Below are 25,407 nucleotides of genomic sequence, written 5' to 3'. Positions count from 1 at the left end.
ACGGTCCGACCATACTAGCCTCGGTCCGCTTGGGGAAGCATGTGCTCGTCAACGATTACCGGCGGAGCCGTGGTGGCCGCCCGTGCGGCCGATCGACGGCGCGCCGGCATGGTGAGCACGGCTAGGCAGCCGACGACCAGGACGATCCCGGCCCACCCGAGGAGCGGCAGGCGCTCACCGACGACCAGGACGGCGAGCACGGCCGCGACGGCGGGTTCCAGCAGCGAGAGGGTGGTGGCCGTGCTCGCGGGGACATGGGCCAGGCCCCAGCCGAACAGGACGTAGCCGGTGAACATCGGCACCAGGGCCATGTAGACGCCGACGGCCGCGTTGGACCAGGAGTGCAGGAGCGGCGCCCCGGTGGCCAGCAGCACGGGCAGGAGCAGCAGGCCGCCCAGCCCGAAGACGGCGCCCATGGCCGCGCCGGAGCTGACGCCCCGGCTGATCAGACGGTGCGCGGCCCAGGAGTACAGGGCGTAGGTGAGACCGGCGGCCAGCCCCAGCCCCACTCCCAGCACGGTCGCCCCGGCGCCGGTGTGCGCGTCGGCGGCCTCGGCGGCGCACAGCAGGACCGTCCCGGTCAGACCGAGCGCGGCGCCCGCCGTCCAGCGGGGCGTCAGGCGGCGCCCGTCGACGACGCGCTCGATCACCGCGGAGGCGAGCGGGGCCGAGCCGATCGAGACCACGGTGCCCACCGCGACCCCGGCCAGTCGCATCGAGGAGTAGAACGCCAGCGGATAGGCACCCACCGCCAGCGCGCCGAGCAGCACCACACCGCGCCGCGCGCGCAGCGCGGGCCGCTCCCCTGCGATACGGGGAGCCGCCACGAGGGCCTGGAGCAGTCCGCCCAGGCCCATGGCGGCGGCGCCGATGGCGAGGGGCCCGACGGCAGGGGCGAAGGTCGCGGCCGTACCCGTGGTCCCCCACAGCACCGAGGCCATGAGCACGCACAGCGAGCCCATACCCGCCGGGCCGGCGGCGCGTGCGGCGGGCCGCGTCACAGCCGGTCCAGCAGGCCGGCCGCCATGGTCCGTGCGCGCCGGAGACGCGTGTCGCCGCCCTCCAGTCCGGCGCGCGCCATGGCTCCTTCCAGCAGGAAGGCCAGATGCTCCGCCAGGGCGCGGGCCTCCTCGGGCCGGCCGGGGAGGAGCTCGCCGAGGTGCCCCGCGAGCAGGGACTCGACCTCCTCCTTGTGCCGGCGCACGACGGCCCGACCCTCATGACCGACGGGGAGTTCGGCGGCGGCGTTCAGGAGTCCGCACCCCCGGAATCCGTGCTCATAGGCGAAGCCGGCGTGGTCCTCGTACGCGTCGAAGACGGCCAGCACCCCGCCCCGGCCGTCCCGGGCCGCCGCCACCCGGCGCCGGTACAGATCCAGCCACTCCTCGTGCCGGGCATCGAGGTAGGCCAGCACGAGGTCGGCCTTGGAGTCGAAGTTGTTGTACAGGCTCATCTTCGCCACGCCCGCCTCGGCGGTGATCGCGTCGATCCCTGTCGCCGACACACCGTCCGCATAGAAGCGGCGCGCCGCGGCGGCGAGCAGCCGGGTGCGCGCGGTTCCCCGCCTCCCCGTGGGCGTGGGGGTCTCGGCCATCTGACACTCTCCCTCTACTAGGTAGGTCAGTCTACCTAGTAGAGGGAGCGGAGCTCTCCGGGGCCTGGACGCGCGAAGCGCCCCGCCTCCGGCCCAACAGGGCGGAGGCGGGGCGCTTCGCGGGTACTACCGCGCGGTCACGGCGCTTCCTTGTCGTCGACCAGTGCGCCATGGAGGCCCCTGATGTGCTCCTCGACCAGGTCCGCGGCCTCCGCCCCGCGCCCGTCGCGCACCAGTCGCAGGAGCTGTTCGTGCTGCGCGTTGAGGGCGCCGGATGTCGCCGGCCAGTCGTCCACCTCTTCGAGCGCCCGCAGGATCAGCGGGCGGACGGACTCGCGTACGGCCGAAGTGAGCGTGGAGGTCAGCGCGTTGCCCGAGCTGCCGGCGATCAGCACATGGAAGCGGGTGTCGAGGTCGTTGAACTCGGCCACGTCCACATCCGGCTCGCCCATCCGCCGGACGAGCTCCCCCGCCTCGTCGAGGTCCTCGGGGGACGCGTGCCGGGCCGCCGCCTCCCAGCTCGACCGCTCCAGGACGACACGCGCCTCCAGTACGTCGTGCAGGCTGTAGCTGCCGAGCGCGAAGTGCAGGCGCAGCAGCCGGCCGAGCGCGTCGTCCGGGTTGCGCACGATCCGCGCCCCGGAGTCCGGGCCCCTGCCGGGCTGGGCCACCAGGACCCCGATGGTCTCCAGCACCCGCAGCGCCTCACGCAGCGCGGAACGGCTCACGCCGAGCACCGGCGCGAGCTCCCGCTCGGGCGGGAGGCGGTCGCCCGCCTTGAGCTCTCCGGCGAAGACCTGTTCCTCGATGCTCTGGAGCACGAGCTCATGGGTCCTGGACTGCCGTACGGGTTGCCACTCGACGGGCATCCGCTACTCCCTGGTCCGGGCGATACGCATGGACCGACTATGTCACACAGGAGGTGTGGTCGGACCAAAGCCCGGAGGGGCTCAGCGCGGTGGGGCTCAGCGCGGAGGGGCTCAGCGCGGACGGGGCACCCTGCCGCGCGGCCTGGCGCGCTGCGGGTCGAAGAGCTGCCCGGCCATCCCCGCCACCACGAGGCCGGCGGCGATGAGCAGGCCGTGGCCGATGACGATCCCTGCCACCAGGGCGACGATACCGACGGTGAGCCAGAGCCGGACCAGGCCGCGGCGCGATCCGCGCGGGGCGCCCCGCTCCGGGGTGCCGGGGCGGTCGTGGCCGAGCCGGTCCTCGATGCCGCGCGGCCTCTCGTCGTAGTGGGGCATGGTGACTCCCTCCCGGATTCCGAGCCCGGCGGGCCGGACTCCCTCGCCTGCGGAATCCGTGTCGCCTTCGGAATCCGTCGGGCCGGGCTCCATCGTCGGCGAGGGCGGACCCCGGGGACCATCGGGGATGACACCCATCTTCCGGGGGGTCCGCCATGCAGACGCACCCGCACGGAGCGGGCGGGACCGTGCGTCGCCCCCGACCGGCGATAGTGGAGGCAGTCGCCCGTCCGCGTACCCGTCCGAAGGAGGCCGTGCGGTCTTGTCCCTGTTCTGGCGCATCTTCCTGCTCAACGCCGCCGTCCTCGTGGCGGCCGGGGCCCTGCTGCTGCTCGGCCCGATCACCGTGTCCGCGCCGGTGGTGCTGACCGAGGCCCTGATCCTGGTCGGCGGGATCACGCTGATGCTCGGCGCCAACGCGCTGCTCCTGCGGCTGGGCCTCGCCCCGCTCCAGCGGGTGACCCGGGCGATGACGACCATCGATCTGCTGAGCCCCGGGCCCCGCCCCGAGGTCGCCGGGGAGGGCGAGGTGGCGGCCCTGATCGAGACGTTCAACAGCATGCTCGACCGGCTGGAGGCGGAGCGCGCGACCAGCAGCGCCCGGGCGCTGTGGGCGCAGGAGGCCGAGCGGAAGCGGGTCGCGCAGGAGCTGCACGACGAGGTGGGCCAGACGCTGACGGCGGTGCTGCTCGAACTGAAGCGGGTCACCAACCACGCCCCGGAGCCGCTGCGCGAGGAGCTGGGCCAGGTCCAGGAGATCACCCGGGGCAGCCTGGACGAGATCCGGCGGATCGCCCGGCGGCTGCGCCCCGGGGTGCTGGAGGAGCTGGGGCTGGTCAGCGCGCTGACGGCCCTGACCACCGAGACGCCCACGCCCAAGGGGCTGACGGTCAGGCGGCACATGGAGAAGGACCTTCCCGAACTCGGCGAGGAGGCCGAGCTCGTCGTCTACCGCATCGCCCAGGAGGCCTTCACCAACACGGTCCGGCACTCCCGGGCCACCCTGCTCGAACTCTCCCTGCGCCGCGGCCCCGGCGTGGTCCGGCTGCGCGTCCGCGACGACGGCCGGGGCATCGGGGACGCCCCCGAGGGCGCGGGTCTGCGCGGCATGCGTGAACGCGCCCTGCTCATCGGCGCCGCACTCACCCTCGGCACGGGTGCGGCGGGCGGCACGGACGTCCGACTCGATGTGCCCGTACGGAACGGAAGCGCCTGACCATGTCCCACTCCCCCACCGGTCCCGCGAAGACCCGCATCCTGCTCGCCGACGATCACGCCCTGGTACGCAGGGGCGTACGGCTGATCCTGGACGGCGAGCCCGACCTCCAGGTGGTCGCCGAGGCGGGCGACGGCGCCGAGGCGATCGAGATGGCCCGCGCGGAGCGGCCCGACCTCGCCGTGCTCGACATCGCCATGCCACGCCTGACGGGCCTCCAGGCGGCCAGGGAGCTGTCCCGGGTCATGCCGGAGCTGCGCATCCTGATGCTCACGATGTACGACAACGAGCAGTACTTCTTCGAGGCGCTGAAGGCCGGCGCCTCGGGTTTCGTACTGAAGTCCGTGGCCGACCGGGACCTGGTCGAGGCGTGCAGGGCGGCCATGCGGGACGAGCCCTTCCTCTACCCGGGCGCGGTCACCGCGCTGATCCGGAACTACCTGGACCGGGTGAGGGACGGCGGCGACGTACCGGACCGGGCGATCACCGAGCGCGAGGAGGAGATCCTCAAGCTGGTCGCCGAGGGCCATTCGTCGAAGGAGATCGCGGGGCTGCTGGTCATCAGCGTCAAGACCGTGGAGCGGCACCGGGCGAACCTGCTGCAGAAGCTGGGGCTCCGTGACCGCCTGGAGCTCACCCGGTACGCGATCAGGGCGGGGCTGATCGAACCGTAGGACCGGTGTCCTACAGCGCCTCGCTCATGCTCCGGGTGACCGCCGTGAGCACCTCGGCGGCCGGCTCGACCTGGGACCGCGGCAGCCGGAGCGTCGGCGCGGACACCGTGAGGGCGGCGACGGCCCGCCCGCCCGGTTCGTGCACGGCGGCGCCGATCGCCGTGATCCCGCGCTCGGTGTCCTCGCGGTTGACCGCGTAACCGGCCCTCCGCACCCCCGCCAGGAAGCGGTGCAGGGCGGCGAGGTCCGCGTGCCCCTCGGGCGGGCCGGACGGGTAGACATCGGCGAGCTCCTGCGCGGAGAGGCCCGCCAGGAGCACCTTCCCGCCCGAGGCGAGGTGCGCGGGCAGCGAGGCACCGGCGCGGGTGCTCACGCGCAGCGCGTGGACGCCCTCGACGCTGTGCAGGAAGCGTGCCTGCGTGCCGCTGCGCACCACCAGATGGACGGTCTCGCCGAGCTCCTCGTTGAGCCGGAGCATGTACGGGCGTGCCGTCTCGATCAGCTCGTAGTCGGTGCGCTGGGACATCCCGAGGCGGTAGAGCGCGGGTCCCGGCCGGTACGCCTTGTCCGCGCCCTGGACGGCGAAACCCCGGTTGCGCAGCGTCGTGAGCAGCCGGTGCGCGGTGGAGCGGGCGACGCCCAGGGAGTTCGCGGCGTCGCTGAGCCGCAGCCTGCCCTCCTGGCGCAGGGCGAGCAGCAGGCTGAGCGCGTTGTCGACCGATTCGAGGCTTCCGGGGGCGGGGCTTCCGTGCGCTGAATTCTTCACAGCGGAATTCTAGAACATTGTTGCTTCACTCTGCGGAAACTCAACCGTAACGTCCCCAGCAGCAACGCATCGAGGAGGTGCCGGGAGATGACCGCAGAGATCGATCCTCAACTCGCCCAGCTCTACAAGGACTTCGACGCCTACGGGCTGCTGCCGCTGTGGACCCAGCGCGAGGATCTGATGCCGGCCGTGCCGCAGCCGGCCGCCGTGCCGTACCGCTGGCGCTGGAAGGAGATCCACGACCTGGCCGTGCGCGCCGGGGATCTGGTGCCGGTGGGGCGGGGCGGCGAGCGCCGGGCCATCTCCCTCGCCAACCCGGGCCTGCCGGGCCTGCCGCACGCCACGCCGACCCTCTGGGCCGCCGTGCAGTACCTCGGCCCGAACGAGGTCGCGCCCGTCCACCGGCACGCGCAGAACGCGTTCCGCTTCGTCCTGGAGGGCGACGGCGTCTGGACCGTGGTGAACGGCGACTCGGTCGCCATGCGCCGCGGCGACCTGCTGCTGACACCGGGCTGGGCCTGGCACGGCCACCACAACCCGACCGACCGGCCGATGGCCTGGCTGGACGGCCTGGACATCCCGCTGTCCTCCGCGCTCAACACCGAGTTCTTCCAGTTCGGCCCGGCCACCCTGGACGACCGCTCCACGCCCGAGCGTTCGCGCGCCGAGCGGCTGTGGGGGCAGCCCGGTCTGCGCCCGGTCTCCGCGCTCACGGATCTTCCCAAGTCCCCGCTGGCGGCGTACCGCTGGGAGCACACGGACGCCGCCCTGACCGCCCAGCTGGAGCTGGAGGACGAGGGTCACGAGGGGGTGGCCTCCCCCGGCCACGCCGCGATCCGCTTCACCAACCCGACGACCGGCGACGACGCACTGCCGACGATCCGTACCGAGATGCACCGCATCCGTGCCGGGGCCGTCGTGCCGGAGTCCCGCGAGTCCGCCAGCTCGGTCTGGCAGGTCTTCGAGGGCGACGGTGTGTTCCTGCTGAACGGCGAACGGCTGGAGGTCGGCCGCGGTGACGTGGTCACCGTCCCGTCCTGGACCGAGGTCCGCATCGAGGCACGCGGCGACCTGGACCTGTTCCGCTTCGGCGACCACCCGGTGATGGAACGCCTGCACCTGTATCTGACCGACCGCACCAACCCCGCCACCACCGAAGGACCTCTCCGATGAAGCTCGCCACCATCCGCACCGGTAACGGCACCGCGGCCGTCCGCATCGACGGCGACACCGCCACCGAGACCGGCCACCCGGACCTCGGCGCCCTGCTCGCCGACCCGGCCTGGCGCGAGACGGCGCGGAACGCCTCCGGCGCCACGCACCGCACGGCCGGGCTCGACTACGCGCCGGTCGTCCCCCGGCCCGGCAAGGTGGTCTGCGTGGGCCTCAACTACCGCAACCACATCCTGGAGATGGGCCGCGAGCTCCCCGAGTACCCGACCCTCTTCGCGAAGTACCCCGAGGCGCTGATCGGCGCCAACGACGACATCGTGCTCCCCGCGGCCTCCGACGCGATCGACTGGGAGGCCGAGCTCGCCGTCGTCATCGGCGCCACCGTGCGCCATGCCGACGAGGAGACGGCGAAGGCCGCCGTCGCCGGATACGCCGTGCTCAACGACGTGACCGCGCGCGACTGGCAGTACCGCACCACCCAGTGGCACCAGGGCAAGACCTTCGAGGCCACCACCCCCTTCGGCCCGTTCCTCGTCACCCCCGACGAGGCCGACGCGCTCGCCGGCCTCGACCTGGAGGGCGAGGTGGACGGCGAGAGCGTCCAGAAGGCCTCCACCGCCGACCTGGTCTTCGACCCGGTCGCGCTGATCGCGTACGTCTCCACCATGTTCACGCTGAACCCCGGCGACGTGATCGCCACCGGCACCCCCGGCGGAGTGGGCCACGCCCGCAAGCCTCAGCGCTATCTGACGGACGGCCAGGTGCTCACCACCCGCATCTCCGGTCTCGGCGAGAGCCGCAACGTGGCGCGTGAGGAGGAGTCCGTTGGCTGACGTCGGCTTCGCCCGCACCCTCACCTGGGTGCGGGACGGCTCGGATCTGCTGCACGGGGCGGTCGCCGCCCTGGGCTCGGCGGACGTCCACGGCCCGTCCCCGCTGCCCGGCTGGACCCGCGGCCATGTGCTGACGCACCTGGCGCGCAACGCCGACGCCCTGGTCAACCTGCTCACCTGGGCGCGTACGGGCATCGAGACCCCGATGTACGCGGACCCCTCGACCCGCCTCGACGACATCGAGCGGGGTGCGGAGCGCACCGCCGACGCGATCCTCGGCGATGTCCGGGACGCCGACGCCCGGCTCATGGCGGCGATCGACGCCCTGCCCGCCGGCGCCTGGCACGCCACGGTGCGCAGCGCTCTCGGGCGTACGGTCCCGGCCTCCGAGATCCCCTGGATGCGCACCCGCGAGCTGTGGATCCACACCGTCGACCTCGGCACGGACGCGGTCCCGGACTTCGACCGCTTCCCCGCGGACCTGGTGGACGCCCTGATCGAGGACGCGTCGGCGACCGTAGGCCGCAAGGAGGGATGCCCCTCGGTCCGGCTGGCGCCCGGGGACCGCGACCGCACCTGGTCCTTCGGCCCGCCGGACGGCACGGCGACCGAGGTGAGCGCACCCGCGTCGGCACTGTGCGCGTGGCTCCTGGGCCGCACCACACCCTCCGCACGAGCGGTCACCGCGTCCACCCCGGCCGTGCTTCCCGCCTGGCTCTGAACCACACCGTCCCACCGCGCCCACCCGCGCAGTACAGAGGAGTACGCACATGAGTACGGCCGAGGAGTCCCTTCTGGTCATCGGCGGCGGTATCGGCGGCCTCGCCACCGCACTCGCCGCCGCCCGTTCGGGGCGCACCGTCAGGGTCCTGGAGAAGGCCCCCGCCTTCACCGAGATCGGCGCCGGCCTCCAGATGGCCCCGAACGCCACGCGTCTGCTGGACCGGCTCGGCGTCCTCGACAAGGTCATCGCCGCCGGGGTGCTCCCGGAGCACCTGGTGTTCCGCAACGCGGTCACCGGTGCGGAGCTGACCCGGGTGCGGCTGGACAGCGAGGAGTTCCGCCGCCGGATGGGCGGTCCGTACGTCGTCGTCCACCGCAGCGATCTCCTGGACATCCTGCTGGAGGCCGCCCGCGAGGCCGGCGTCGAGCTGGTGAACAACGCCTGCGCCCAGGAGATCGAGGAACTCCCGTCCTCGGTACGGGTGGTGTGCCAGGACGGCACGGTCCACACCGGCTCCGCCGTCGTCGCCTGCGACGGCCTGCACTCGCGCACCCGGGCGCTGTTCGCGGACGACGAGCCGGTCCAGTCCGGCTATGTCGCCTACCGCGGCACCCTCCCCATCGAGGAGGTCGAGGGCGGCGAGTCGCTGCGCGACGTCGTGGTCTGGATGGGCCCGGGTCTGCACCTGGTGCAGTACCCGCTGCGCTCGGGGCGCCTCTACAACCAGGTGGCGGTCTTCCGCAGCCCCGGCTTCGCCACGGGCGAGGAGGGCTGGGGCGGTCCGCACGAGCTGGACGGCGTCTTCACCGCGGCCTGCGAGCAGGTCCGCCGCGCGCTGCCCGGCCTCGGCCGCGAGCGCTGGTGGCCGATGGCCGACCGCGCGCCGATCGGCACCTGGACGAAGGGCCGGCTCGCGCTGCTCGGCGATGCCGCGCACCCGATGCTCCAGTACCTCGCTCAGGGGGCCTGTCAGGCACTGGAGGACGCGGTGACCCTGGCCGACGCGCTCGACGAGCAGGCTCCGGCCGGTGCGGCCCCGGCCGACTGGGCCGCCGCGCTGGAGACGTACGCCGGACGCCGGACGGAGCGCACGGCCCGTGTGCAGAGCACCGCGCGGGTGTGGGGCGAGATGTGGCACGTCGACGGCGTGGCCGCGATCCTCCGCGACGAGGTGTTCCGCAAGCGCGCCCCGGAGGACCTGAGTCCTGCCGAGTGGCTGTGGGACGGAGCTTCGGAGACACCCTCCGCCTCGGCGCTCTGAGGCTCCCGTCCGTGCCCGTGTCCCCTGACGAGGGGGCACGGGCACATGCCGTTTCCGGGGCGGAGCGGACACGCCCGCGTGCGTCACGACGTGCCGGTGTGCGCGTGCCGGTGTGCGGCGGGTCGGGCACATCCGCCTGGGACGTGACTACGACCACGCTGTGCGTTTCATACGTTTCTCACCCAGTGCGCCTACGGTGCTCCTGTGACCCAGATGACCCCGCCCGGCTGGCATCCAGACCCCGGGCACTCAGGAATCGGCCCCGCCCAGGAACGCTGGTGGGACGGGAGCCACTGGACCGACCAGCTCCGGATATCTCCCGCGACGGTCAGGCGTCGTCGCATACGCGTCGGCGCGGGCATCGCCGCCGGTGTCGTCCTGCTCGCGGCCGTCGGCGGCGGCGCGTACACGCTGGGCGCCAGTTCCGACGACCACCCCGGCACCTCCGCCGACGCCCCCTCCGGCCGTTCCGGCCCCTCCGACGGCCCCCGCCTCCCGGACGGCGGGAACGGTGGACAGGACGGAGACCGGAACGGCGGGCAGGACGGCGGCGGGCAGGGGCAGACCCCCGACCAGCAACTGCCGCAGGCCGAGGACGGTTACGCCACCGACGCGGCCAGCGGGATCAGCATCCCCGTGCCCGACGGCTGGACCGGGCAGTCGCAGCCGATCGGCGCCGGGCTGACGACCGGCGAGTACGCCTGCCCCGGCGACGAGAGCCAGACGTGCGTGCGCGGCGGAGTGTTCTCCGCGCCGGCGCAGGCCCTGGAGATCGAGGCCACCACGGCGAAGGCCGCGGCCGAGGCCGACATCAAGACCAACGCCGAGGATTCGTACGGCGAGAAGGTCTACGGCGGGATCACCTCGCACGAGGAGCTGAAGTCCGAGGCGGTCACCGTGGCCGGCCAGAAGGGCTACCGGGTGCGCTGGAAAGTGGTGACGAAGAACGGCGACGACGGGTACGTCGAGTCGCTCGCCTTCCCCTCCCCCCGCTCCAAGGACATGCTGGTCGTCATCCGCTCCGGTTTCGACGTCAACGACAAGGCGCCGAAGCTGTCGGTGCTGGACGACATCACCAAGGGCATCAAGAAGGCATCGGTGGACGGCTCGGGCCGCACCGCCTGAGTCCCCCGGCCGCTGTACCGGACCGGGCACGGTCCGGTACAGCGGCCGGGCGGCGGCGTCGCGGGGCTCCGCATCGCCCGACGGCGTGATCGCCCGGCCGCGCGGTCAGTTGTGACGTGCGCCGCGCCGAACCCGGCAGGCCCGGCCCCGCGGGGCCGGGCTGCCCTCGTCCTGAGCGCTCAGAGCCGCAGCGCGGTTCCGTGGACTCCGTGCTCGTCCATCAGCGCGAGTTCCGTCTCCGTGAGCGGCGGGTAGTCCAGTGCCCGCAGATTGTGGTCCAGTTGCCAGGTCGAGCTCGCACCGATCAGGGCGCTGGTGACCTGCGGCAGCCGCAGGACCCACTGCAGGGCGAGCTGGGCCAGTGACTGGCCGCGCTCCCTGGCCAGTTCGTCGAGCGCCGCCGCCCGCTCCCGGTAGGTGTCGTCGATGACGTCCGGCGACAGGAAAGCGCTGTTGCGGGCCCGCGCCCTCTCGGGGACGGCCCCGGTGAGGTACTTGTCGGTGAGCAGGCCCTGGGCCAGGGGGCTGTAGACGACGAGGCCGAAGCCGTCCTGGGCCGCCAGCTCGATCAGCCCGTCGTGTTCCGGGCGCCGGTCGAAGAGGGAGTAGCGCGGCTGGTGGACGAGCAGGGGCACTCCGGCCTCGCGCAACAGGACGGCTGCCTCGTGGGCGCGTTCCACGGGGTAGTTGGAGATCCCCGCGTACAGCGCCTTCCCCGAGGTGACCGCGTCGGCCAGCGCGCCGACCGTCTCCTGCAGGGGGGTGGAGGGGTCGGGGCTGTGGCTGTAGAAGATGTCGACGTAATCGGTGCCGAGGTCACGCAGGCTGTGGTCGAGCGAGGTCAGCAGCGACTTGCGGGAGCCGCCGCGCTGGTAGGGGCCGGGGCCGATCGGGTTGCCCGCCTTGGTCGACAGGATCAGCTCGTCCCGGTGGGGGGCGAGATCCCTGCGCAGGACCCGTCCGAAGAACTTCTCGGCGGCGCGGTGCGGCGGCCCGTAGCGGTTGGCGTTGTCGAAGTGCGTGATCCCCAGGTCGAAGGCGTGCAGCACGATGTCGCGCTGCGTGTCGTAGGGGTAGTCGGTACCGAACTTCTGCCACAGGCCGAAGGAGAAGGCGGGAAGGACGAGGCCGGAGGTCCCGGCGCGCCGGTAGGCCGGTGCGTTGTCGTACCGGTCGGCTGCTGCCCGGTACGCGCCTTCCGGTGTGGCAATGGCTGACATATGGCTTTCCATTCCTGGTCGTGAACACTGGAGCAAGGTCGAGCGAATTCGTCTGGGTGTAATAAAAGTTATGTAGCGGCGCGAGTTCCGCGATGTATCTTCATGAGGTGCTCCAGGAAAGGGGAGAAATAATGTGCCCAGCTTCTGCCGGGAACGTCGCAATTTCAGCGGGTGAGCTCGGTACCGTGCTGCGTGAAGGTGTGCCGGTCATTGTCCTGGAGGTGGGCAGAGAGACGGCGGAAGGTCGTGATCCCCGGCTTTCCTACGGAGAAGGACACATACCCGGCGCTCATTACGTGGCGTTCGAAACGGATCTCGTCGGGCGGCCCACCGGAACCAGCGGCAACGGGCCGCTCCCCGAGGTGAGCGGCCTTCAGGAACGGCTGCGTGCCTGGGGTGTGGACGACGGCAGCACCGTCGTCGTCCACACCCGGCAGAACCCGGCCGTGGCCGCTCGCGCCTGGTGGGTCCTGCGCTGGGCCGGTGTGGCGGACGTGCGCTTCCTGGACGGCGGCTTCGCGGCCTGGCAGGCGCTCGGCGGGCCGCTCGACGCCGACGTCCCCCCACCCGCCGCGGGGAGGGCCGTCGTGCGGCCCGGCTCGCTTCCCGTCCTGACCGCCGAGGACGCCGGAAGGCTGGCGGCCTCGGGACACCTGATCGACGCGCGTGGCCGGCAGGCGTACGCCGGTGATCCACAGCGGACGGGGACGGGCCACATCCCGGGCGCGCACAGCGTTCCCGGGTCGGACAACTTCTCGGACGGGGAACTGCGCGATGCCACGGAGTTGAGGGCTCTTTACGCCCCCCATCTGCACGGACGCACGCTCGGCGTGTACTGCGGCGGCGGGGTGTCGGCGACGGCGACCGTGCTGGCCCTTGCCTCCCTGGGCGTGGAGGCGGCTCTGTACCCAGGCTCCTGGTCGGCGTGGATCACCGATCCCGCACGGCCGGCGGTGACCGGAAGCCTGCCGGGCGTGCATCCGGCCACGGCGCGCTGACGCCGGGGGCCGGGGGAAGGCAGCACCTCCGGCCCCCGGCACACCCAGCTCCTCACCCCCGGTCGACCACACCGGGGCCGCCCGAGAGGTCACCGGTGAACAGGCCGCGCAGTTCGGCCTCCTCACCGGCCGACGGGATCCACCGGGAGGCCCGGACGTTCTCGTCGAGCTGGTCCGGCACGGTGACGCCCGCGATCACGCTGGCGACCGTCGGCTGGGCGAGCAGCCAGCCGAGTGCAGCCGCACTCGGGGTGATGTCCCGGTCCCGTGCGAACTGCTCGAACTTCGCCAGGGCCTCCCAGGGTGCCGAATGCAGGAGATAGCGTTTCAGATTGGTTATCTTGGCGTTTTCCGGAGCACGGTCCGCCGCATACTTTCCGGTGAGCAGTCCGTTCTGCAGAGGGAAGTACGGGATGAACCCGAGACCGTGGTGGCCGAGTGCCGGAATGAGTTCCTCCTCCGGCCTGCGCCACAGAAGACTGTATTCGTCGGTCGAAGAAACGAATGGCGTGAGTCCCTGGGCGCGGGCCGTGTGGTGCGCATCGGTGATCTGCCATGCCTTGAAATTGGATGCGCCGATGTAGCGCACTTTCCCGGATTTCACGAGCGTGTCGAGCGCCGACAGGGTTTCCTCGACCGGGGTGAAGGGGTCCGGGAAGTGGATCTGGTAGAGGTCGATGTAGTCGGTGCGCAGCCGGCGCAGCGACCCCTCGACCGCGGCGAGGATGTACTTGCGCGATCCGGGCCGGCTGTAGGCGGCGCCGCGCTCCCGACTGAGGTTCAGGCCGAACTTGGTGCCGATGACGACCTGTTCACGGCGTATGCCGAGTGCGGTGGCGAACAGTTCCTCGCTCTGCCCGGGCCGGTCGCCGTAGCCCTCGGCGAGGTCGAAGTAGGTGACGCCGAGTTCGAGCGCGCGGTCGACGATCGCGGTGACCGCCTCCTGGCCGGCCGCGCGCATGCCCGACCGGCCGAAGGTGCTGGCGCCGATGCCGATCTCCGACAGGACCAGGCCGGACGAGCCGAGCCGCCGGTGTCCTTCGGGGAGTTGTGTTGCAGGGGGCACGGTTGTCCTCAGTAGGTGTCGTCGGTGTCCAGCAGGCCCTGGAGCGTCGGGGCCTCGTACTCGGTCCGGAAGATCCCGCGGCGCTGGAGTTCGGGGACGACGAGGTCGACGAAGAGATCGGCCGGTCCGCGGTGGTACGGAGGGAAGAGCTGGACGCCGTCGAGCACCTCCTCCTCCAGGTTCTCCTCCAGCCAGTCGGCGATGGCCTTGGCATCGCCGACGACGGCCGGCTGCTGGGCGTGCCGGGCGCGCTGGACGTAGTGGTACAGCTCGCGCAGGGTGGCGTCCTCGCCGATCTGGGTGCCGAGTATGCGGCGCAGCAGTTCCCGGTCGTCGGCGGTGTCGAGTACGCGGTCGCTGAGCAGCGGTGAGAGCGCGTCGTCGGGGAGCTTGTCGATGTCGACGACGGAGAGGACGCGCTCACTGTCGCGGACCCTCGACAGATCGATGCCGAGAGCCCGGGAGAAGGCGGCGGGCAGCGCCTGGGTCAGCTGCAGGGCGTTGATCTCGTTGAACTTCGCGCGGGCTTCCCGGGCGGTGCCGCCCAGGTGGAAGGTGATGCCGGGGATGATCTTGAACTTCTCCGGGTCGCGCCCGCCCGCCGCCACGCGTTCCTTGAGCCTGCGGTACTCCTCCTTGCCGCGGCTGATGCCGAAGTACGGGGAGAAGCGGAGCTGTGCGAGATCGGCGCCGTACCGCAGTGACTCCTCGGAGAGGCCCACCTGGACGATCGGGATGTGGGACTGCACCGGCGGCGGGACGTTCAGCGGTCCACGGACCTCGAAGTGCTCGCCGCTGAAGTCGGTCTGGTGCCAGGAGCCCGGTCGTACGAGCGTGCCGCCCGCCTTGTCGTCGAGCAGGAAGTCATGGTCCCAGCTGTCGTACAGCAGCCGGTTGACGACGTCGGTGAACTCCCGGGCCCGCGCGTACTTCGTCTCTTCGGTCGGCACCGGGTTCCTGCCGAAGTTGCCGACGGGGTCACCGTCGCGGTCGATGCCGAAGACGACGTTCAGGGCGGTGCGGCCCTGGTTGAAGTTGTCGAGCGTGGCCAGCTGCCGGGCGACGGAGTAGGGGTGCTCGAAGGAGGAGTTGACCGACATCACGAACCCGAGGTTCTTCGTGATCGCCGCGGCGTGTCCGGCGTACACGAAGTTGTCCCACCGGTGGATCCGGTTGAGGCGGTCGGGCTCGCTGCCGAGCGCGCTGCCCGCGAAGACGTAGTCCAGCTTGCCTCGTTCGGCGGTCCGGGCGATGTCGAGGATGACGCTGGGGTCGCGCAGGCCGGCGTTGGTGGCCTCCGGCAGCCGCCAGGCGTCCAGGTCCCAGCCGGTCCCGTAGGCGGCCAGGCCCAGGCGGAGTGTGCGGCGGGTGCTCATGCGGATCGTTCCTCCGGGTCGGTCGTCGCGGCGAAGCTGTTGGCGGGTATGTCGAGGCCGAAGTGGCCGCGGAAGGTGTCCGCCGTGTACTCGGAGCGGTACACACCGCGTTCCTGGAGGATGGGGACCACTTCGTTCGCGAAGCGCTCCAGCGGCTCCCACAGGTAGGGCACGCTGACGTTGAACCCTTCGGCGGCGCCGCGGTCGAACCAGTCGATCAGGGTGTCGGCGACCTCCGCGGCCGTGCCGATCACCAGAGGGAAGTTCCCCGCGATCGACGCGCCCAGCACGTCCTTGACCCGTACACCGCCGTTGTCCACAGTGCGGCCCGTGCGCTGTGCCAGTGCCGTCAGCAGGGTGCGGCCGTAGTCGTTGAACCGTTCGGCGATGTCCGGCTTGACCGTGCCGTCGATGCCCAGCGGGCGCAGATCGGCCCCGACCCGCTCCGACAGCGCCCGCACGCTGCGGACCCCCTTCGGAAGCGGGAACCGGGAGCCGCTGATCCGGGCCCAGTCCGGCCCCGTCCAGTAGGACTCCTCCTGGTCGCCCTCGACGATGTCGTCGTCGAACGGCAGCAGGTCGTTCAACTCCTCGTACAGCTCGACCGCTTCCGCCCTGGTGTCCGCCACCAGGGGGGTGATGCCCGGCAGGAAGAAGATCGGGTCCACCCGTCCGCGCAGCCGCTCGGCGCGCCGGCGTACATCGGTGTTGAACGCGATCGACTCCTCCGGCGTGGCGGGACCCGTGAAGTTCACGTCGGCCCACTTCGCGGTCAGCTCACGGGAGAGCTCGGAGGCTCCGGCGTACAGCAGGGGCACATGGCCCTGCGGAGGCCGCTCCAGCGGCAGTGTGCCGGCGACCTGGAAGTGCCTGCCCTGCCAGTCGAGCCGGTGCACCTTGGTCTCGTCGATGTAGCGCCCGGCCTTCTTGTCCTGGAGGTAGGCGCCGTCCTCGATACTGTCCCACAGTCTCCGCACGACGTGGATGAACTCGTCGGCGCGCTCGTAGCGGCCGGCTCCGCCCAGGTCGGGGAGACTGAAGTTCCGGGCGGCCAGGTCGGAGGCGCCCAGCACGACGTTCCACGCCAGTCGTCCGCCGCTGAGGTGGTCGAGGGAAGCGGTCAGTCTCGCCAGGATGTACGGCTCGTAGAACGTCGGGTGCGCGGTGACGACGAGCCCGATCCTCGAGGAGTTCAGGGCGAGCTGGGAGCCTAGAGTGAACGGTTCGAGGCGTCCGGTGTTGTGGGTCGTGATCCACTGCTCCCCCACGATGTCACCGGGGAGGGTGTCCCCGAGAAAGAAGAAGTCGAACTTCGCGTCCTCGACGATCTTCAGTGCCTTGGTCGCGTACTCCAGCTCGAAGGCCTCGGCGGTGGGCGCGTCCGGATGGCGCCAGCCGCCCCAGTGCGTGCCGTTGAGCCAGTGCATGTATCCCAGATGGAGTTGTCGCTCGGGCATCATGTGTTCCTTTCTTCTGCGGATCCGCCGGGCCCCACGAGGACGGCCGGGCCGGACTCGGCCGCGCCGGGGATCGAGCTCAGCAGCTCCTTGACATAAGCGGTCCGCGGGTTCGTGAGCACGACCAGGGCGGGCCCGCGCTCGACCATGTGTCCGTGGTGCAGGACGACGATCTCGTCGGACACCTCCGCGATGACGCCCAGGTCGTGCGAGATGAACACGTAGGTCAGCCCCAGCTCGCGCTGGAGCGAGTCGAGCAGGGCCAGGATCTGGCGCTGCACGGTCACGTCGAGGGCGGAGACCGGTTCGTCCAGGACGACGACGTCCGGCCTCGGGGCCAGCGCGCGGGCGATGGCCACCCTCTGCCGCTGGCCGCCCGAGAGCTCGGCGGTGTACCGATCGGCGAGCGAGGCGTCCAGGCCGGTGAGCTCCAGCAGTTCGCTGATCCTGGCGGCCCGCTCCCGCGCCGGTCCGTAGCCGTGGCCCCGCAGCGGTTCGTCGAGGATCGCGCGCACCGTCGAGCGCGGGTTCAGCGACGCGAAGGGGTCCTGGTAGACCATCTGCACCTTGCGGTAGAGACCGGCCTGCCCGGCGCCCCGGCGGTGGTGGACGACCGGTTCGCCGTCGATCTCGACCGATCCGGTGTCCGGCGGGGTCAGCCCTGCGAGAATGCGCACGAGGGTGGTCTTGCCCGATCCGGATTCGCCGACGATTCCCAGCGTGGTCCCCCTGCGCACCCGGAACGAGGCATCGGCGACCGCGGTGACGGTGTCCGAACCCCGGTGCGAGGCGAAGGACTTGGAGACGCCCCGGGCCTCGACGACCACCGGGGAGTCCGCCGGCACGGTCCGGAAGTACTCCAGCCGGGCGGTCGCGGCCCGCCTCCCCGAGAAGCCGAGGGAGGAGGAGCGCAGCAGCTCTTCCGTGTACGGGTCGCCCGGGTCGGCGACGACCTCGCCGGTCCGCCCACTGCGTACGATCCGTCCGTCCTTCACCACCGCGATTTCGTCGGCCCGTTCCGCGGCGACCCCCAGGTCGTGGGTGATGAGCAGGATGCCGAGGTCCTCGCTCTCCACCAGGCTCGTCAGGAGGTCGAGAATGGTCTTCTGCACCGTGACGTCGAGGGCGGTGGTCGGCTCGTCGGCGATCAGGAGACGGGGCCGGGTGCTCATCGCGGCGGCGATCAGCACCCGCTGGCACATTCCCCCGGACAGTTCGTGCGGATAGCGGCCGAACAGCCGGGCGGGATCGCGCAGGCCGACCTTCGCGAACAGTTCGAGGACCCGTTCGCGGCGCTCCGCGCGGGAGCCGAGGCCGTGCGCGCGCAGCGGTTCCGCGGCCTGGACGCCCACCGGGAGAAGGGGGTTGAGGCCCAGGAGCGCGTCCTGCGGGATGTATCCGATCTCCTTGCCCCGCACGGCTCTGTACTGCCGCTCGGTCAGCCCCGTGAGCGTTCGCCCGCCCAGGACGACCTCGCCCCCGGTGATGCGCCCGTTCTCGGCGAGGGTGCCGGTGATCACCCGGCCGAGGGTGGACTTGCCCGAACCGGACTCGCCGACGACGGCCCGCACCGAGCCGGCCGCGACCTCCAGACTCACTCCGTCGAGCACGGGGACAGCGGGGCGGCCGGGGACGGTGAACTCGGCGCTCACGTCCCGCAGGCGCAACAACGGTGTGTTCTGCCGCTCAGGCGACGACACGGGTCCTCCCTCGGTTGAACGACCTGCCGATGCGGTAGACCGCGAGCACGGTCAGCACGATGACCAGGCCGGGCAGCAGGCTCAGCCACCACTGGACGCCGATGAAGGTGCGTCCCTCCGCCACCAGGAGGCCCCACTCGGGCGTCGGCGGGGGTGCGCCGAGACCCAGGAAGCTCAGTGCGGCGACGGTCAGGATCGCCGTACCGATGTCCATGGTCGCCGCGGCCAGCACCGACCGGGACGCGTTGGGCACGACGTGCTTGAACAGGCGGCGGACGTAACCGTGGCCCGCGAAGACCGAGGCCTCGACGTACTTGGCATTGCTCACCTTCAGCACCTCGGAGCGCATCAGACGGGCGAAGCCGGCCGTGCTGTTGATGCCGATGGCGACGGCGATGTTGAGCGTCCCGCGTCCCAGCGCGGAGATGATCGCGAGGGAGACGATGAGGCTCGGCACCGCGAGCATGATGTCGATGATCCGCATCAGGACGCTGTCGGTCCTGCCGCGCAGCGCGCCCGCTACGAGACCGATGAGCGAGCCGCTGACCAGGCCGATCACCACCGCGACGACCGCTGCCTGGAGGGACAGCCGGGTGCCCCGCACCGCACGGGTGAACTGGTCGCGCCCGAAGTCGTCGGTGCCGAAGAGATGGTCGAGGCCCGGGGCCTGCAGCATCTGCGACGCGTCCTGCCGCAGCGGGTCGCCCGAGGTGAACAGGCCGGGATGGATCGCGGCGGCGAGGATCACGGCGATCCACAGGTACGCCGCGAGGAGTCCGGGCGAGCGCAGCAGCGCGGCCAGGCGCCCGCTCCGCTCCCGCAGCCGCCCGGACGGCGGCGTGGCCGCCGCCGTCGCTTCGAGAGTCGTCATGTCACCCCTCCCATCGGATGCGGTTGTCGAGCAGCGGGTAGACGGCGTCGACGGCCAGGTTCACCACGACGAAGATCACCGCGCTGATCGTGACCGCGACCAGGACGACCGGCATGTCACGGCCGTTGACGGCGTCGACCACCAGCCGCCCCACACCGAGCCTGGAGAACACCGTCTCGGTCAGGACGGTTCCGCCGACCATCACGCCGACGGTGGTTCCCAGCGAGGTGATGACCGGCAGCGCCGCGTTCCTCAGGGCGTGCCGGACGACGACGTCGAACCGGCTCAGTCCCCAGTTGCGTACCGTCTCGACGTACGGCGACGTCAGGGCGCCGCGCAGGTTGGCCGTCAGGAGCTGGGAGATGCTGCCGCCGCCGGCGACCGCGAGGGCGGCCGAGGCGATGAGCAGCCCGAGGAACCCCTGGTCGCTGACCGCCTTGATCCAGTGCAGCTGGAAGGCGAACACCTGGAGGAGTACGAGGCCGACCAGGAAGGGCGGCAGCGACACCGCGACGGGCGGCAGCGAGATGAGCAGCTCGCGTGCCCACCTCCAGTCGGTCAGCTCGATGACCACCGACAGCGTCACGCCGAGCACGACAGCGAGGAGCAGCCCGAGGAACGCCAGCTCGAGCGTCTCGGGGAAGGACTCGAAGTACACCTCCACCGCCGGCCGGCGCTGGTAGATGCTCTGGCCGAAGTCGCCCTGGAGGGCTCCTGTCAGCGCGTCCCAGTACTGCACCAGCACGGGGCGGTCGAGGCCCAGCAGCTCTCGCTGCTCGGCGAGGAGTTGTTTGACATCCGCGCCGTCGGCGCCGGCCGTCAGGCCACCCGCGGCGTCACCGGGGACGATGTACAGCAGGAAGAACGCCCCGGTGAAGGCGCCCCAGACCACGATCACGCCGTACAGGAGCCGAAGACCGTATCGTTTCATCGGTCTACTTCTTCGCCAGCCAGGCTTTGATCAGGTACTGGTCGAGCCCGACGGGCGTGATGTCGTGCAGCCGGGGCGAGTGGGCCCAGATGTCGACGTCGTTGGAGACCGGTATCTCGTAGGCCTGTCCGACGAGTATGCGGGACGCCTGGTCGACCAGTTCCTGACGCTTGTCCTTGTCGATGGTCTGGTTCTGCTCCTGGAGGAGCTTGTCGAGCTCCTTGCCCGTCTCGTCGTCGTCCGCGACGAAGCTCCGGTCGGAGCCGTCCGTCGTGCCGTAGTTGGCACGCAGCACGTCGGGGTCGGGCGAGGAGGCGTACCAGTAGGCGACGTCGTACTCACCGCTGAGCAGCTTCTCGTTCGCCTCGGCGTCCAGCGGCGGGTCGAGGACGAGCTCGATGCCGAGCTTCTTCCACTGGTCCTGGAGGACCTGGAGGGCCGCGTCGTCCCGCGGGGCGCGCAGCGACAGCCGCTGACCGTCGGCGTTGCGGCGGATGCCGTCGGAGCCGAACTTGGTCCAGCCCGCCTGCTCCAGGAGCGACTTCGCCTTCTTCGCGTCGTACTTCAGCAGCGCGCTCTGGTCGGAGTAGAAGGGATTGTCCTTGCTCAGCGGACCGGTCGCGGGCTGGTCCACGCCGCCCGAGGCGATCTTGACGAACTGCTCCCGGTCCACCCCCACCTGGAGCGCCTGGCGGACCCGTACGTCCTTGAGGAACTTGGAGGAGGTGTTCAGCGGCAGTTCGAGCCCGGTCGCGGGGTTGAGCGTCTTGGAGATCGTCAGCCCGGAACCCTTCAGCTGCGAGACGTACTTGGCGTTCACCCAGTAGATGAACTGGAGCTCGTCGTCACCGATGACCGCGCCGTTGCGGACCGAGTCCTCCGGGATGATCTTGTAGACCACCTCGTCGAGGTAGGCCGCCCCGCTGTGCTTGAAGTACTTCGGCGCCCAGTCGTAGTCCTTGCGCTTCTTCAGCACGATGCGCTGGTTCGGGACGTACTCCTCCAGATAGAAGGGGCCGGAGCCGTCCAGCCACTTCTGCCGCTCCTCGACCGGGAGTTCCGCCGTCTTCTGCGAGACGATGCCGACGTACGCACGGGACAGGGACGTCAGGAAGGCGGCGTTGGGCTCGGCGAACTCGACGGTGACCTTGTGCTCCGTCGGCGTCGTGATACTGCTGATGCCCTGCACGATGGTCTTGGCGCTGGAGTGGATGCCGGGCCTGTCGAGGCTCTCCAGGTTGGCCTTGACCACCGCCGCGGTGAGCTTGGTGCCGTCGTGGAAGGTCACGTCGTCACGCAGCTCGAACGCATACGTCCGCGCGTCCTCGCTGACCGTCCAGCTGGTCGCGAGCCACGGCTCGACCTTCTTGGTCTCGGGGTTGTAGAACACCAGGGAGTCGGCCAGCGACCGGGCCACGGTGCGCCAGACCTGGTTGACGACGGCGGCGTCGACGCCTCCGGGATCTGCACTGAGGCCGATGTTGAGCGTGCCTCCGTAGCGGTCCTTCCTGGCCACGTCGGCGGCTGCCCCACTCTGCCCGTCGCTCCCCGAGCAGGCGGCGGTTGCGAGAAGCGCCGACGCGACCCCCACTGTGGCGAGCCGGCGCCACGGACGTGAACTGAACACGGCTTGGTTTCCTCTCGATCGGCTCAGGAGCGAGCGGTAGCAGCCGCACGGTCGTCGACCGGCAGCGCTACGAAGTTGTACGTACATAGGGTGCATATGCGGCAGTGATACATAGAATCTTCGGCATCACGGCCCGCGTCTCACACCCCTTGCGATACGCATGACTGCGCATCACCACCCCTAATTCTGAATGTCTTTGCAGTTCAGACAGTTGTGGGGCGCCACCCGGACGGGTGGAGCAGGGATGTCACGTGGTAGCGGCTGGATACGGCTACCTCGTAGCCGATATGTTTACACGGGCACGCAGTAAGTATCGTGACGACAATGTTGCAGTCTCCTGAACGGGGAAACCGGCGTGGTGTTCGACAAGAAGTACAGCGACGAGGTCCGGCAGAGCGCGGTCGAGCGCGTCCGGCAGAGGCGGCTCACCGAGCCGGAGAACCGCTCGATCGTCCGTGAGGTCGCCGAGGAGTTCGAGGTCGGCCCGCAGTCCTTGCGCAAATGGCTCGCCCGTTACGACGACGGCAGCTACGACTACGACTCCGCCGATGGCCACGGGGACGGCCGGGACCCCGGCACGGCGCCGGCCGACCGCCCGGACCGCAGAGCGGGCCAGAGCGACCTGCACTCCAGGATCGCGGAACTGGAGCACCACATCGCCGTACTGGAGGAGGACAACCGGTCCCTGACCCGCGTCGTCTCCCTGCTGGCCGACCAGCTGCGGGACGCCACCACCAGGGGTGTCCAGATCCCGGACGCCACGGTCCGCCACGCCCCCTGAACCTAGACTTCCCGGGGTGAACGACAGAGTGACCGTGGTCAGCAACCTGCACGGGCGGACCACCGACGTCCGCGGCCGTTACGCCATCGCCGGGCCGGGGTTCGAGATCGCGTCGGACGGATCGGTGCGCAGCGGCGGCCCGGGCGAGGAGGCGAGCTCGCTCGACCTGCTGGTCGCCTCCCTCGTCTCCTGTGCGCTCAACGCGTTCCGGCACGACTTCCTCGAGGGCGGCCAGCCGGAGCGCCAGGTCGAGATCTTCGCCCGTATCGAGCGCAGGATCGAGGGCGACTATCTCGGCACCCTCATCATGGAGTGCTTCATCGACGGGGTCGACCACGTCACCGCCGACGAACTCGTCGCCGAGTACAAGAAGCGGTGCCGTATCTACAACGCCCTCAAGGAGAGCCTCCCGGTGGTGTTCGTCCCGCACACCTCGGGAGACCCGGGGTGACGGCGGCCGAGTCCTCGCACCTCGTGAGCGCCCGGACGGCTTGCGCCCGACGGGCGCGCCCGGTGTTCGTCGAGGTCGCTCCCTGGCGGGTGATGGCACCGGGACCGGATCCGATCGCGGGAAGCATCCCCGGTGCCGTCCTGACCTCGGTCAGGTCCGACTTCGCCGGCCGTCCGACGGCGAACAGCGGCCACCTCCCCCTGCCGGAGCGCGGTGCCGTGCACGCGGGCATGCGGGCCCACGGCGTCGGGCCCGCCGACGACCTCGTTCTCTACACGCGCCGCATCGAGGAGCTGTCGTCCGCCGCGCGCGCCTGGTTCGTCCTCACCTGGGCGGGCTTCCGTTCGGTGCGTGTCCTGGACGGAGGTCTGCCCGCCTGGACGCGTGCCGGCGGCCCGACGGGCCCCTCGCGTGGCACGCCGTCGGCCGCCCCGGCGGAAGGCGGCTCGCCGGCCGTGCCTCCCCTCCTACCGGCGGACGGCGGCCGACGCGTGCTCCGGGCGGCGGAGGTCCTCGACGTCGCGGACTTCGGCACCCTCCTGGACTCGCGCCCCGCCGGCGCGTACAACGGGGTGTCGGACGATCCGAGGACCGGCCACGTGCCCCACGCGGTCCACGCCAACTCGGCCGAGCTCGTGGCTCCCGACGGACTGCTCAGGTCGCCGACGGAGTTGCGCAAGTGGTTCCTGTCCCGTCGGGCCATAGGCGGCCACGAGGTCGGCGCCTACTGCGGCGGTGGTGTGTCCAGTGCGCTGCTGGTGTTCGCCGGAGCCCTGCTCGGACAGCAGGTGGGCCTGTTCGTCGACTCATGGTCGGCCTGGGCACGCGACGAGTCCCTGCCCGTCGAGCGCGGCACGGCGCTGACCCGTTCGGCGGCCGTCGACACCGACTGCGCGTAGGGGGATTTGGAGGTCGTGCCGCCACCTCGGAGCTCGGGTGGCCGTTCGACCCGGGCAGCACGGAACGCCCGTCGGCACGGCTCCGACAGGCGTTCCATCAGGTGGGCTCAACGCGGCTGGTCAGTGACCGGCCACGGTCCCGGACAGCTCATTGGTTCCCTTGGGCAGCGTCACGGACGACACCTTCGCCCCCGACTCGAGGTCGTAGGCGTGCAGTTGGCGCTCGGCCGGGTCGGAGACGTACGCCGTGTGGTCGCGGACGAACAGGGTGGGACGGGCCTGCTGCCAGTCCAGGGGCTCCGTCCAGTCGCCCACCGCGTCGATCTTCCTGTCCACCTTCCCGGTCTCCGGGTCGATGACGTGCAGAACACCGTTGGTACCGAGAACGAGGGCCTCTCCGTGCGGGCCTCGGGCGAGCGAGCGGAAGGAGTAGCTGGTGCCGAGGTCGACCAGCTTCATCTCCGCCGTGCGGGTGTCGATCAGCGATATACGGGTGGGCCGTTCCAGTTCCGCGTCGGGATCGGTCTTGTAGTCGCCCAGAAGGACCGGGGAGACATCACTGCCCGCCTGGTTGCCGATGCGGGCGTAGTCGCCCGGGGCGTCGACCTTGGTGAACTCTCCGTCCTTGTAGAGCAGTACGCCGTCCTCGCAACCGAGAGCGACGACCTCGCCCTTGGCGGCGGCTTCTCCGTGGACGCCCGGGCAGTTCTCGGCGCGTGCGATCTCCTTGTCGTCCTTGTCCAGGACGAGGGCGCCGGTGCGCTTCTCCTCGGTGCCCAGGGTGGTGACGAGCCGCCCGTCGGCGAGCTCGATCGCGACCCCGTGGTGGGGTTCGGCGGAAGTGTAGCTCCGGCCTTCCGGCTTCCGGCCGCCCGCCAGATCCGCGGGGTCGAAGACGTTCACCTCCCCCGTACCGTCCGTGAAGAGGATCGTTTTGCCACCGTGCCGCACGACGTGACCGGGCTTCGGACCCTTGTATTCGGCGTCCGTGAAGGTCTGCCGGGTCGCGTCGAACGTGCGGAAGCCGGTGTCGGTGGAGATGACGACGTGGTCCTGGTCGCCCGCGGGGTTGACCCGGTTGAAGCCGGGCAGCTCGACGGTCTTCACCAGCTTCAGCGTTTCGCCGTCGAGGACGTACAGCCCGCCGTCGTAGGAGGCGACCAGCGGGTCCTTGACGGTGCCGGCTTCGCTGTTCTTCGCCTGCTGCGTCGGTTCGGCGCCGGACGAGGCGTCATTCGTTCCGCCACAGGCGGTCAGCGCCATCGAGGCCGCCAGAGCGAGTGCCGTGCCAGCGAGCATTCTGGCGCGCGTCGGCTTGTTCATTGAGGTTGTTTCCTTTCGTGCCCCGTGTGGGGCGGTTTCCCGGTGGGGACCTCGTCGGCCGTCGGCCCTCGGTGGGCCTGGGCGGCGGAGGACG

General features: G+C 71.0%; 25 protein-coding genes. 11 read left to right on the top strand and 14 right to left on the bottom strand.

Annotated features, from left to right (window positions below):
• Nucleotides 1-14 precede the first annotated feature (14 nt).
• The 4 genes from ACWCQM_RS33860 to ACWCQM_RS33845 form a co-directional block, all read right to left on the bottom strand.
• The gene (locus ACWCQM_RS33860) at nucleotides 15-1,001 is read right to left on the bottom strand and encodes a DMT family transporter (RefSeq protein ID WP_450918901.1); all 987 of its coding nucleotides are present in this window, start codon (nucleotides 999-1,001) and stop codon (nucleotides 15-17) included.
• Nucleotides 998-1,594, bottom strand: a complete 597-nt coding sequence (locus ACWCQM_RS33855; protein ID WP_450918900.1) for a TetR/AcrR family transcriptional regulator — start codon at nucleotides 1,592-1,594, stop codon at nucleotides 998-1,000. Before ACWCQM_RS33855 ends, ACWCQM_RS33860 begins: the two co-directional genes overlap by 4 nt.
• A 137-nt stretch (nucleotides 1,595-1,731) precedes the next feature.
• A complete protein-coding gene (locus tag ACWCQM_RS33850; RefSeq protein ID WP_450918899.1) occupies nucleotides 1,732-2,463 on the bottom strand; it encodes a FadR/GntR family transcriptional regulator in 732 nt (243 codons plus the stop codon).
• A gap of 111 nt (nucleotides 2,464-2,574) precedes the next feature.
• Nucleotides 2,575-2,841, bottom strand: coding sequence for a hypothetical protein (locus ACWCQM_RS33845; RefSeq protein WP_450918898.1), 267 nt, complete (start codon nucleotides 2,839-2,841; stop codon nucleotides 2,575-2,577).
• Between the two features lie 262 nt (nucleotides 2,842-3,103).
• Between ACWCQM_RS33845 and ACWCQM_RS33840 the strand changes: the two genes are divergently transcribed.
• Together ACWCQM_RS33840 and ACWCQM_RS33835 are read left to right on the top strand one after the other, a co-directional pair.
• Nucleotides 3,104-4,057, top strand: coding sequence for a HAMP domain-containing sensor histidine kinase (locus tag ACWCQM_RS33840; protein ID WP_450918897.1), 954 nt, complete (start codon nucleotides 3,104-3,106; stop codon nucleotides 4,055-4,057).
• 2 nt (nucleotides 4,058-4,059) lie between these two features.
• Nucleotides 4,060-4,731, top strand: a complete 672-nt coding sequence (locus ACWCQM_RS33835; protein WP_073749115.1) for a response regulator — start codon at nucleotides 4,060-4,062, stop codon at nucleotides 4,729-4,731.
• Between the two features lie 10 nt (nucleotides 4,732-4,741).
• Here the strand turns inward: ACWCQM_RS33835 and ACWCQM_RS33830 are convergent, their stop codons facing one another.
• Nucleotides 4,742-5,497: an IclR family transcriptional regulator gene (locus ACWCQM_RS33830; RefSeq protein ID WP_450918896.1), complete on the bottom strand. Its 756-nt coding sequence runs from the start codon at nucleotides 5,495-5,497 to the stop codon at nucleotides 4,742-4,744.
• Between the two features lie 87 nt (nucleotides 5,498-5,584).
• Here ACWCQM_RS33830 and ACWCQM_RS33825 point away from each other — a divergent pair, with 87 nt between their 5' ends.
• From ACWCQM_RS33825 to ACWCQM_RS33805, 5 genes are all read left to right on the top strand, one after another.
• On the top strand, nucleotides 5,585-6,670 hold the full coding sequence (locus ACWCQM_RS33825; RefSeq protein WP_450918895.1) for a cupin domain-containing protein: 1,086 nt from the start codon (nucleotides 5,585-5,587) through the stop codon (nucleotides 6,668-6,670).
• Nucleotides 6,667-7,503 carry a fumarylacetoacetate hydrolase family protein gene (locus tag ACWCQM_RS33820; protein WP_450918894.1) on the top strand — a complete coding sequence of 279 codons (837 nt, stop codon included), beginning with the start codon at nucleotides 6,667-6,669 and terminating at the stop codon, nucleotides 7,501-7,503. Before ACWCQM_RS33825 ends, ACWCQM_RS33820 begins: the two co-directional genes overlap by 4 nt.
• Nucleotides 7,496-8,224, top strand: coding sequence for a maleylpyruvate isomerase family mycothiol-dependent enzyme (locus ACWCQM_RS33815; protein WP_450918893.1), 729 nt, complete (start codon nucleotides 7,496-7,498; stop codon nucleotides 8,222-8,224). Before ACWCQM_RS33820 ends, ACWCQM_RS33815 begins: the two co-directional genes overlap by 8 nt.
• Nucleotides 8,225-8,273: 49 nt before the next feature.
• Nucleotides 8,274-9,488, top strand: coding sequence for an FAD-dependent oxidoreductase (locus ACWCQM_RS33810; protein WP_450918892.1), 1,215 nt, complete (start codon nucleotides 8,274-8,276; stop codon nucleotides 9,486-9,488).
• Between the two features lie 213 nt (nucleotides 9,489-9,701).
• The gene (locus tag ACWCQM_RS33805) at nucleotides 9,702-10,613 is read left to right on the top strand and encodes a DUF2510 domain-containing protein (RefSeq protein ID WP_450918963.1); all 912 of its coding nucleotides are present in this window, start codon (nucleotides 9,702-9,704) and stop codon (nucleotides 10,611-10,613) included.
• A gap of 179 nt (nucleotides 10,614-10,792) precedes the next feature.
• On the opposite strand, the gene ACWCQM_RS33800 is transcribed toward ACWCQM_RS33805, so the two are convergent.
• Nucleotides 10,793-11,833, bottom strand: a complete 1,041-nt coding sequence (locus ACWCQM_RS33800) for an aldo/keto reductase (protein WP_450918891.1) — start codon at nucleotides 11,831-11,833, stop codon at nucleotides 10,793-10,795.
• Nucleotides 11,834-11,925: 92 nt separating this feature from the next.
• Here ACWCQM_RS33800 and ACWCQM_RS33795 point away from each other — a divergent pair, with 92 nt between their 5' ends.
• Nucleotides 11,926-12,831: a sulfurtransferase gene (locus ACWCQM_RS33795; RefSeq protein WP_450918890.1), complete on the top strand. Its 906-nt coding sequence runs from the start codon at nucleotides 11,926-11,928 to the stop codon at nucleotides 12,829-12,831.
• A gap of 52 nt (nucleotides 12,832-12,883) precedes the next feature.
• Here ACWCQM_RS33795 and ACWCQM_RS33790 read toward each other — a convergent pair whose 3' ends face one another.
• From ACWCQM_RS33790 to ACWCQM_RS33760, 7 genes are read right to left on the bottom strand one after another with little or no spacing between them, the layout of a single operon-like run.
• Nucleotides 12,884-13,897, bottom strand: a complete 1,014-nt coding sequence (locus tag ACWCQM_RS33790; protein WP_450918889.1) for an aldo/keto reductase — start codon at nucleotides 13,895-13,897, stop codon at nucleotides 12,884-12,886.
• 8 nt (nucleotides 13,898-13,905) lie between these two features.
• Nucleotides 13,906-15,273 (bottom strand): NtaA/DmoA family FMN-dependent monooxygenase, encoded by a 1,368-nt coding sequence (locus ACWCQM_RS33785; RefSeq protein WP_450918888.1) that lies wholly within the window; start codon nucleotides 15,271-15,273, stop codon nucleotides 13,906-13,908.
• Nucleotides 15,270-16,730, bottom strand: a complete 1,461-nt coding sequence (locus ACWCQM_RS33780) for an NtaA/DmoA family FMN-dependent monooxygenase (RefSeq protein WP_450918887.1) — start codon at nucleotides 16,728-16,730, stop codon at nucleotides 15,270-15,272. Before ACWCQM_RS33780 ends, ACWCQM_RS33785 begins: the two co-directional genes overlap by 4 nt.
• On the bottom strand, nucleotides 16,730-18,430 hold the full coding sequence (locus ACWCQM_RS33775; RefSeq protein ID WP_450918886.1) for a dipeptide ABC transporter ATP-binding protein: 1,701 nt from the start codon (nucleotides 18,428-18,430) through the stop codon (nucleotides 16,730-16,732). Before ACWCQM_RS33775 ends, ACWCQM_RS33780 begins: the two co-directional genes overlap by 1 nt.
• On the bottom strand, nucleotides 18,417-19,301 hold the full coding sequence (locus ACWCQM_RS33770) for an ABC transporter permease (protein WP_450918885.1): 885 nt from the start codon (nucleotides 19,299-19,301) through the stop codon (nucleotides 18,417-18,419). Before ACWCQM_RS33770 ends, ACWCQM_RS33775 begins: the two co-directional genes overlap by 14 nt.
• 1 nt (nucleotide 19,302) lies before the next feature.
• Complete coding sequence (locus ACWCQM_RS33765) at nucleotides 19,303-20,232, bottom strand: ABC transporter permease (RefSeq protein WP_450918884.1); 930 nt, start codon at nucleotides 20,230-20,232, stop codon at nucleotides 19,303-19,305.
• A gap of 4 nt (nucleotides 20,233-20,236) precedes the next feature.
• A complete protein-coding gene (locus ACWCQM_RS33760; protein WP_450918883.1) occupies nucleotides 20,237-21,859 on the bottom strand; it encodes an ABC transporter substrate-binding protein in 1,623 nt (540 codons plus the stop codon).
• Between the two features lie 355 nt (nucleotides 21,860-22,214).
• Here ACWCQM_RS33760 and ACWCQM_RS33755 point away from each other — a divergent pair, with 355 nt between their 5' ends.
• Genes ACWCQM_RS33755 through ACWCQM_RS33745 form a run of 3 tightly spaced genes read left to right on the top strand, consistent with a single transcriptional unit; the run spans nucleotide 22,215 to nucleotide 23,990 of the window.
• Complete coding sequence (locus tag ACWCQM_RS33755; RefSeq protein ID WP_450918882.1) at nucleotides 22,215-22,640, top strand: transposase; 426 nt, start codon at nucleotides 22,215-22,217, stop codon at nucleotides 22,638-22,640.
• Nucleotides 22,641-22,656: 16 nt separating this feature from the next.
• Nucleotides 22,657-23,091 (top strand): OsmC family protein, encoded by a 435-nt coding sequence (locus ACWCQM_RS33750; RefSeq protein WP_450918881.1) that lies wholly within the window; start codon nucleotides 22,657-22,659, stop codon nucleotides 23,089-23,091.
• Nucleotides 23,088-23,990 carry a sulfurtransferase gene (locus ACWCQM_RS33745; RefSeq protein ID WP_450918880.1) on the top strand — a complete coding sequence of 301 codons (903 nt, stop codon included), beginning with the start codon at nucleotides 23,088-23,090 and terminating at the stop codon, nucleotides 23,988-23,990. The genes ACWCQM_RS33750 and ACWCQM_RS33745 overlap by 4 nt, the downstream gene beginning before the upstream one ends.
• Nucleotides 23,991-24,110: 120 nt before the next feature.
• On the opposite strand, the gene aztD is transcribed toward ACWCQM_RS33745, so the two are convergent.
• Complete coding sequence (gene aztD / locus ACWCQM_RS33740) at nucleotides 24,111-25,313, bottom strand: zinc metallochaperone AztD (RefSeq protein ID WP_450918879.1); 1,203 nt, start codon at nucleotides 25,311-25,313, stop codon at nucleotides 24,111-24,113.
• Between the last annotated feature and the right edge of the window lie 94 nt (nucleotides 25,314-25,407).

This window comes from Streptomyces sp. NPDC002125, from assembly GCF_053593715.1.
The sequence above is the reverse complement of the archived record's forward strand: the minus strand, read 5'-3'. Positions and strand labels throughout refer to the sequence as shown.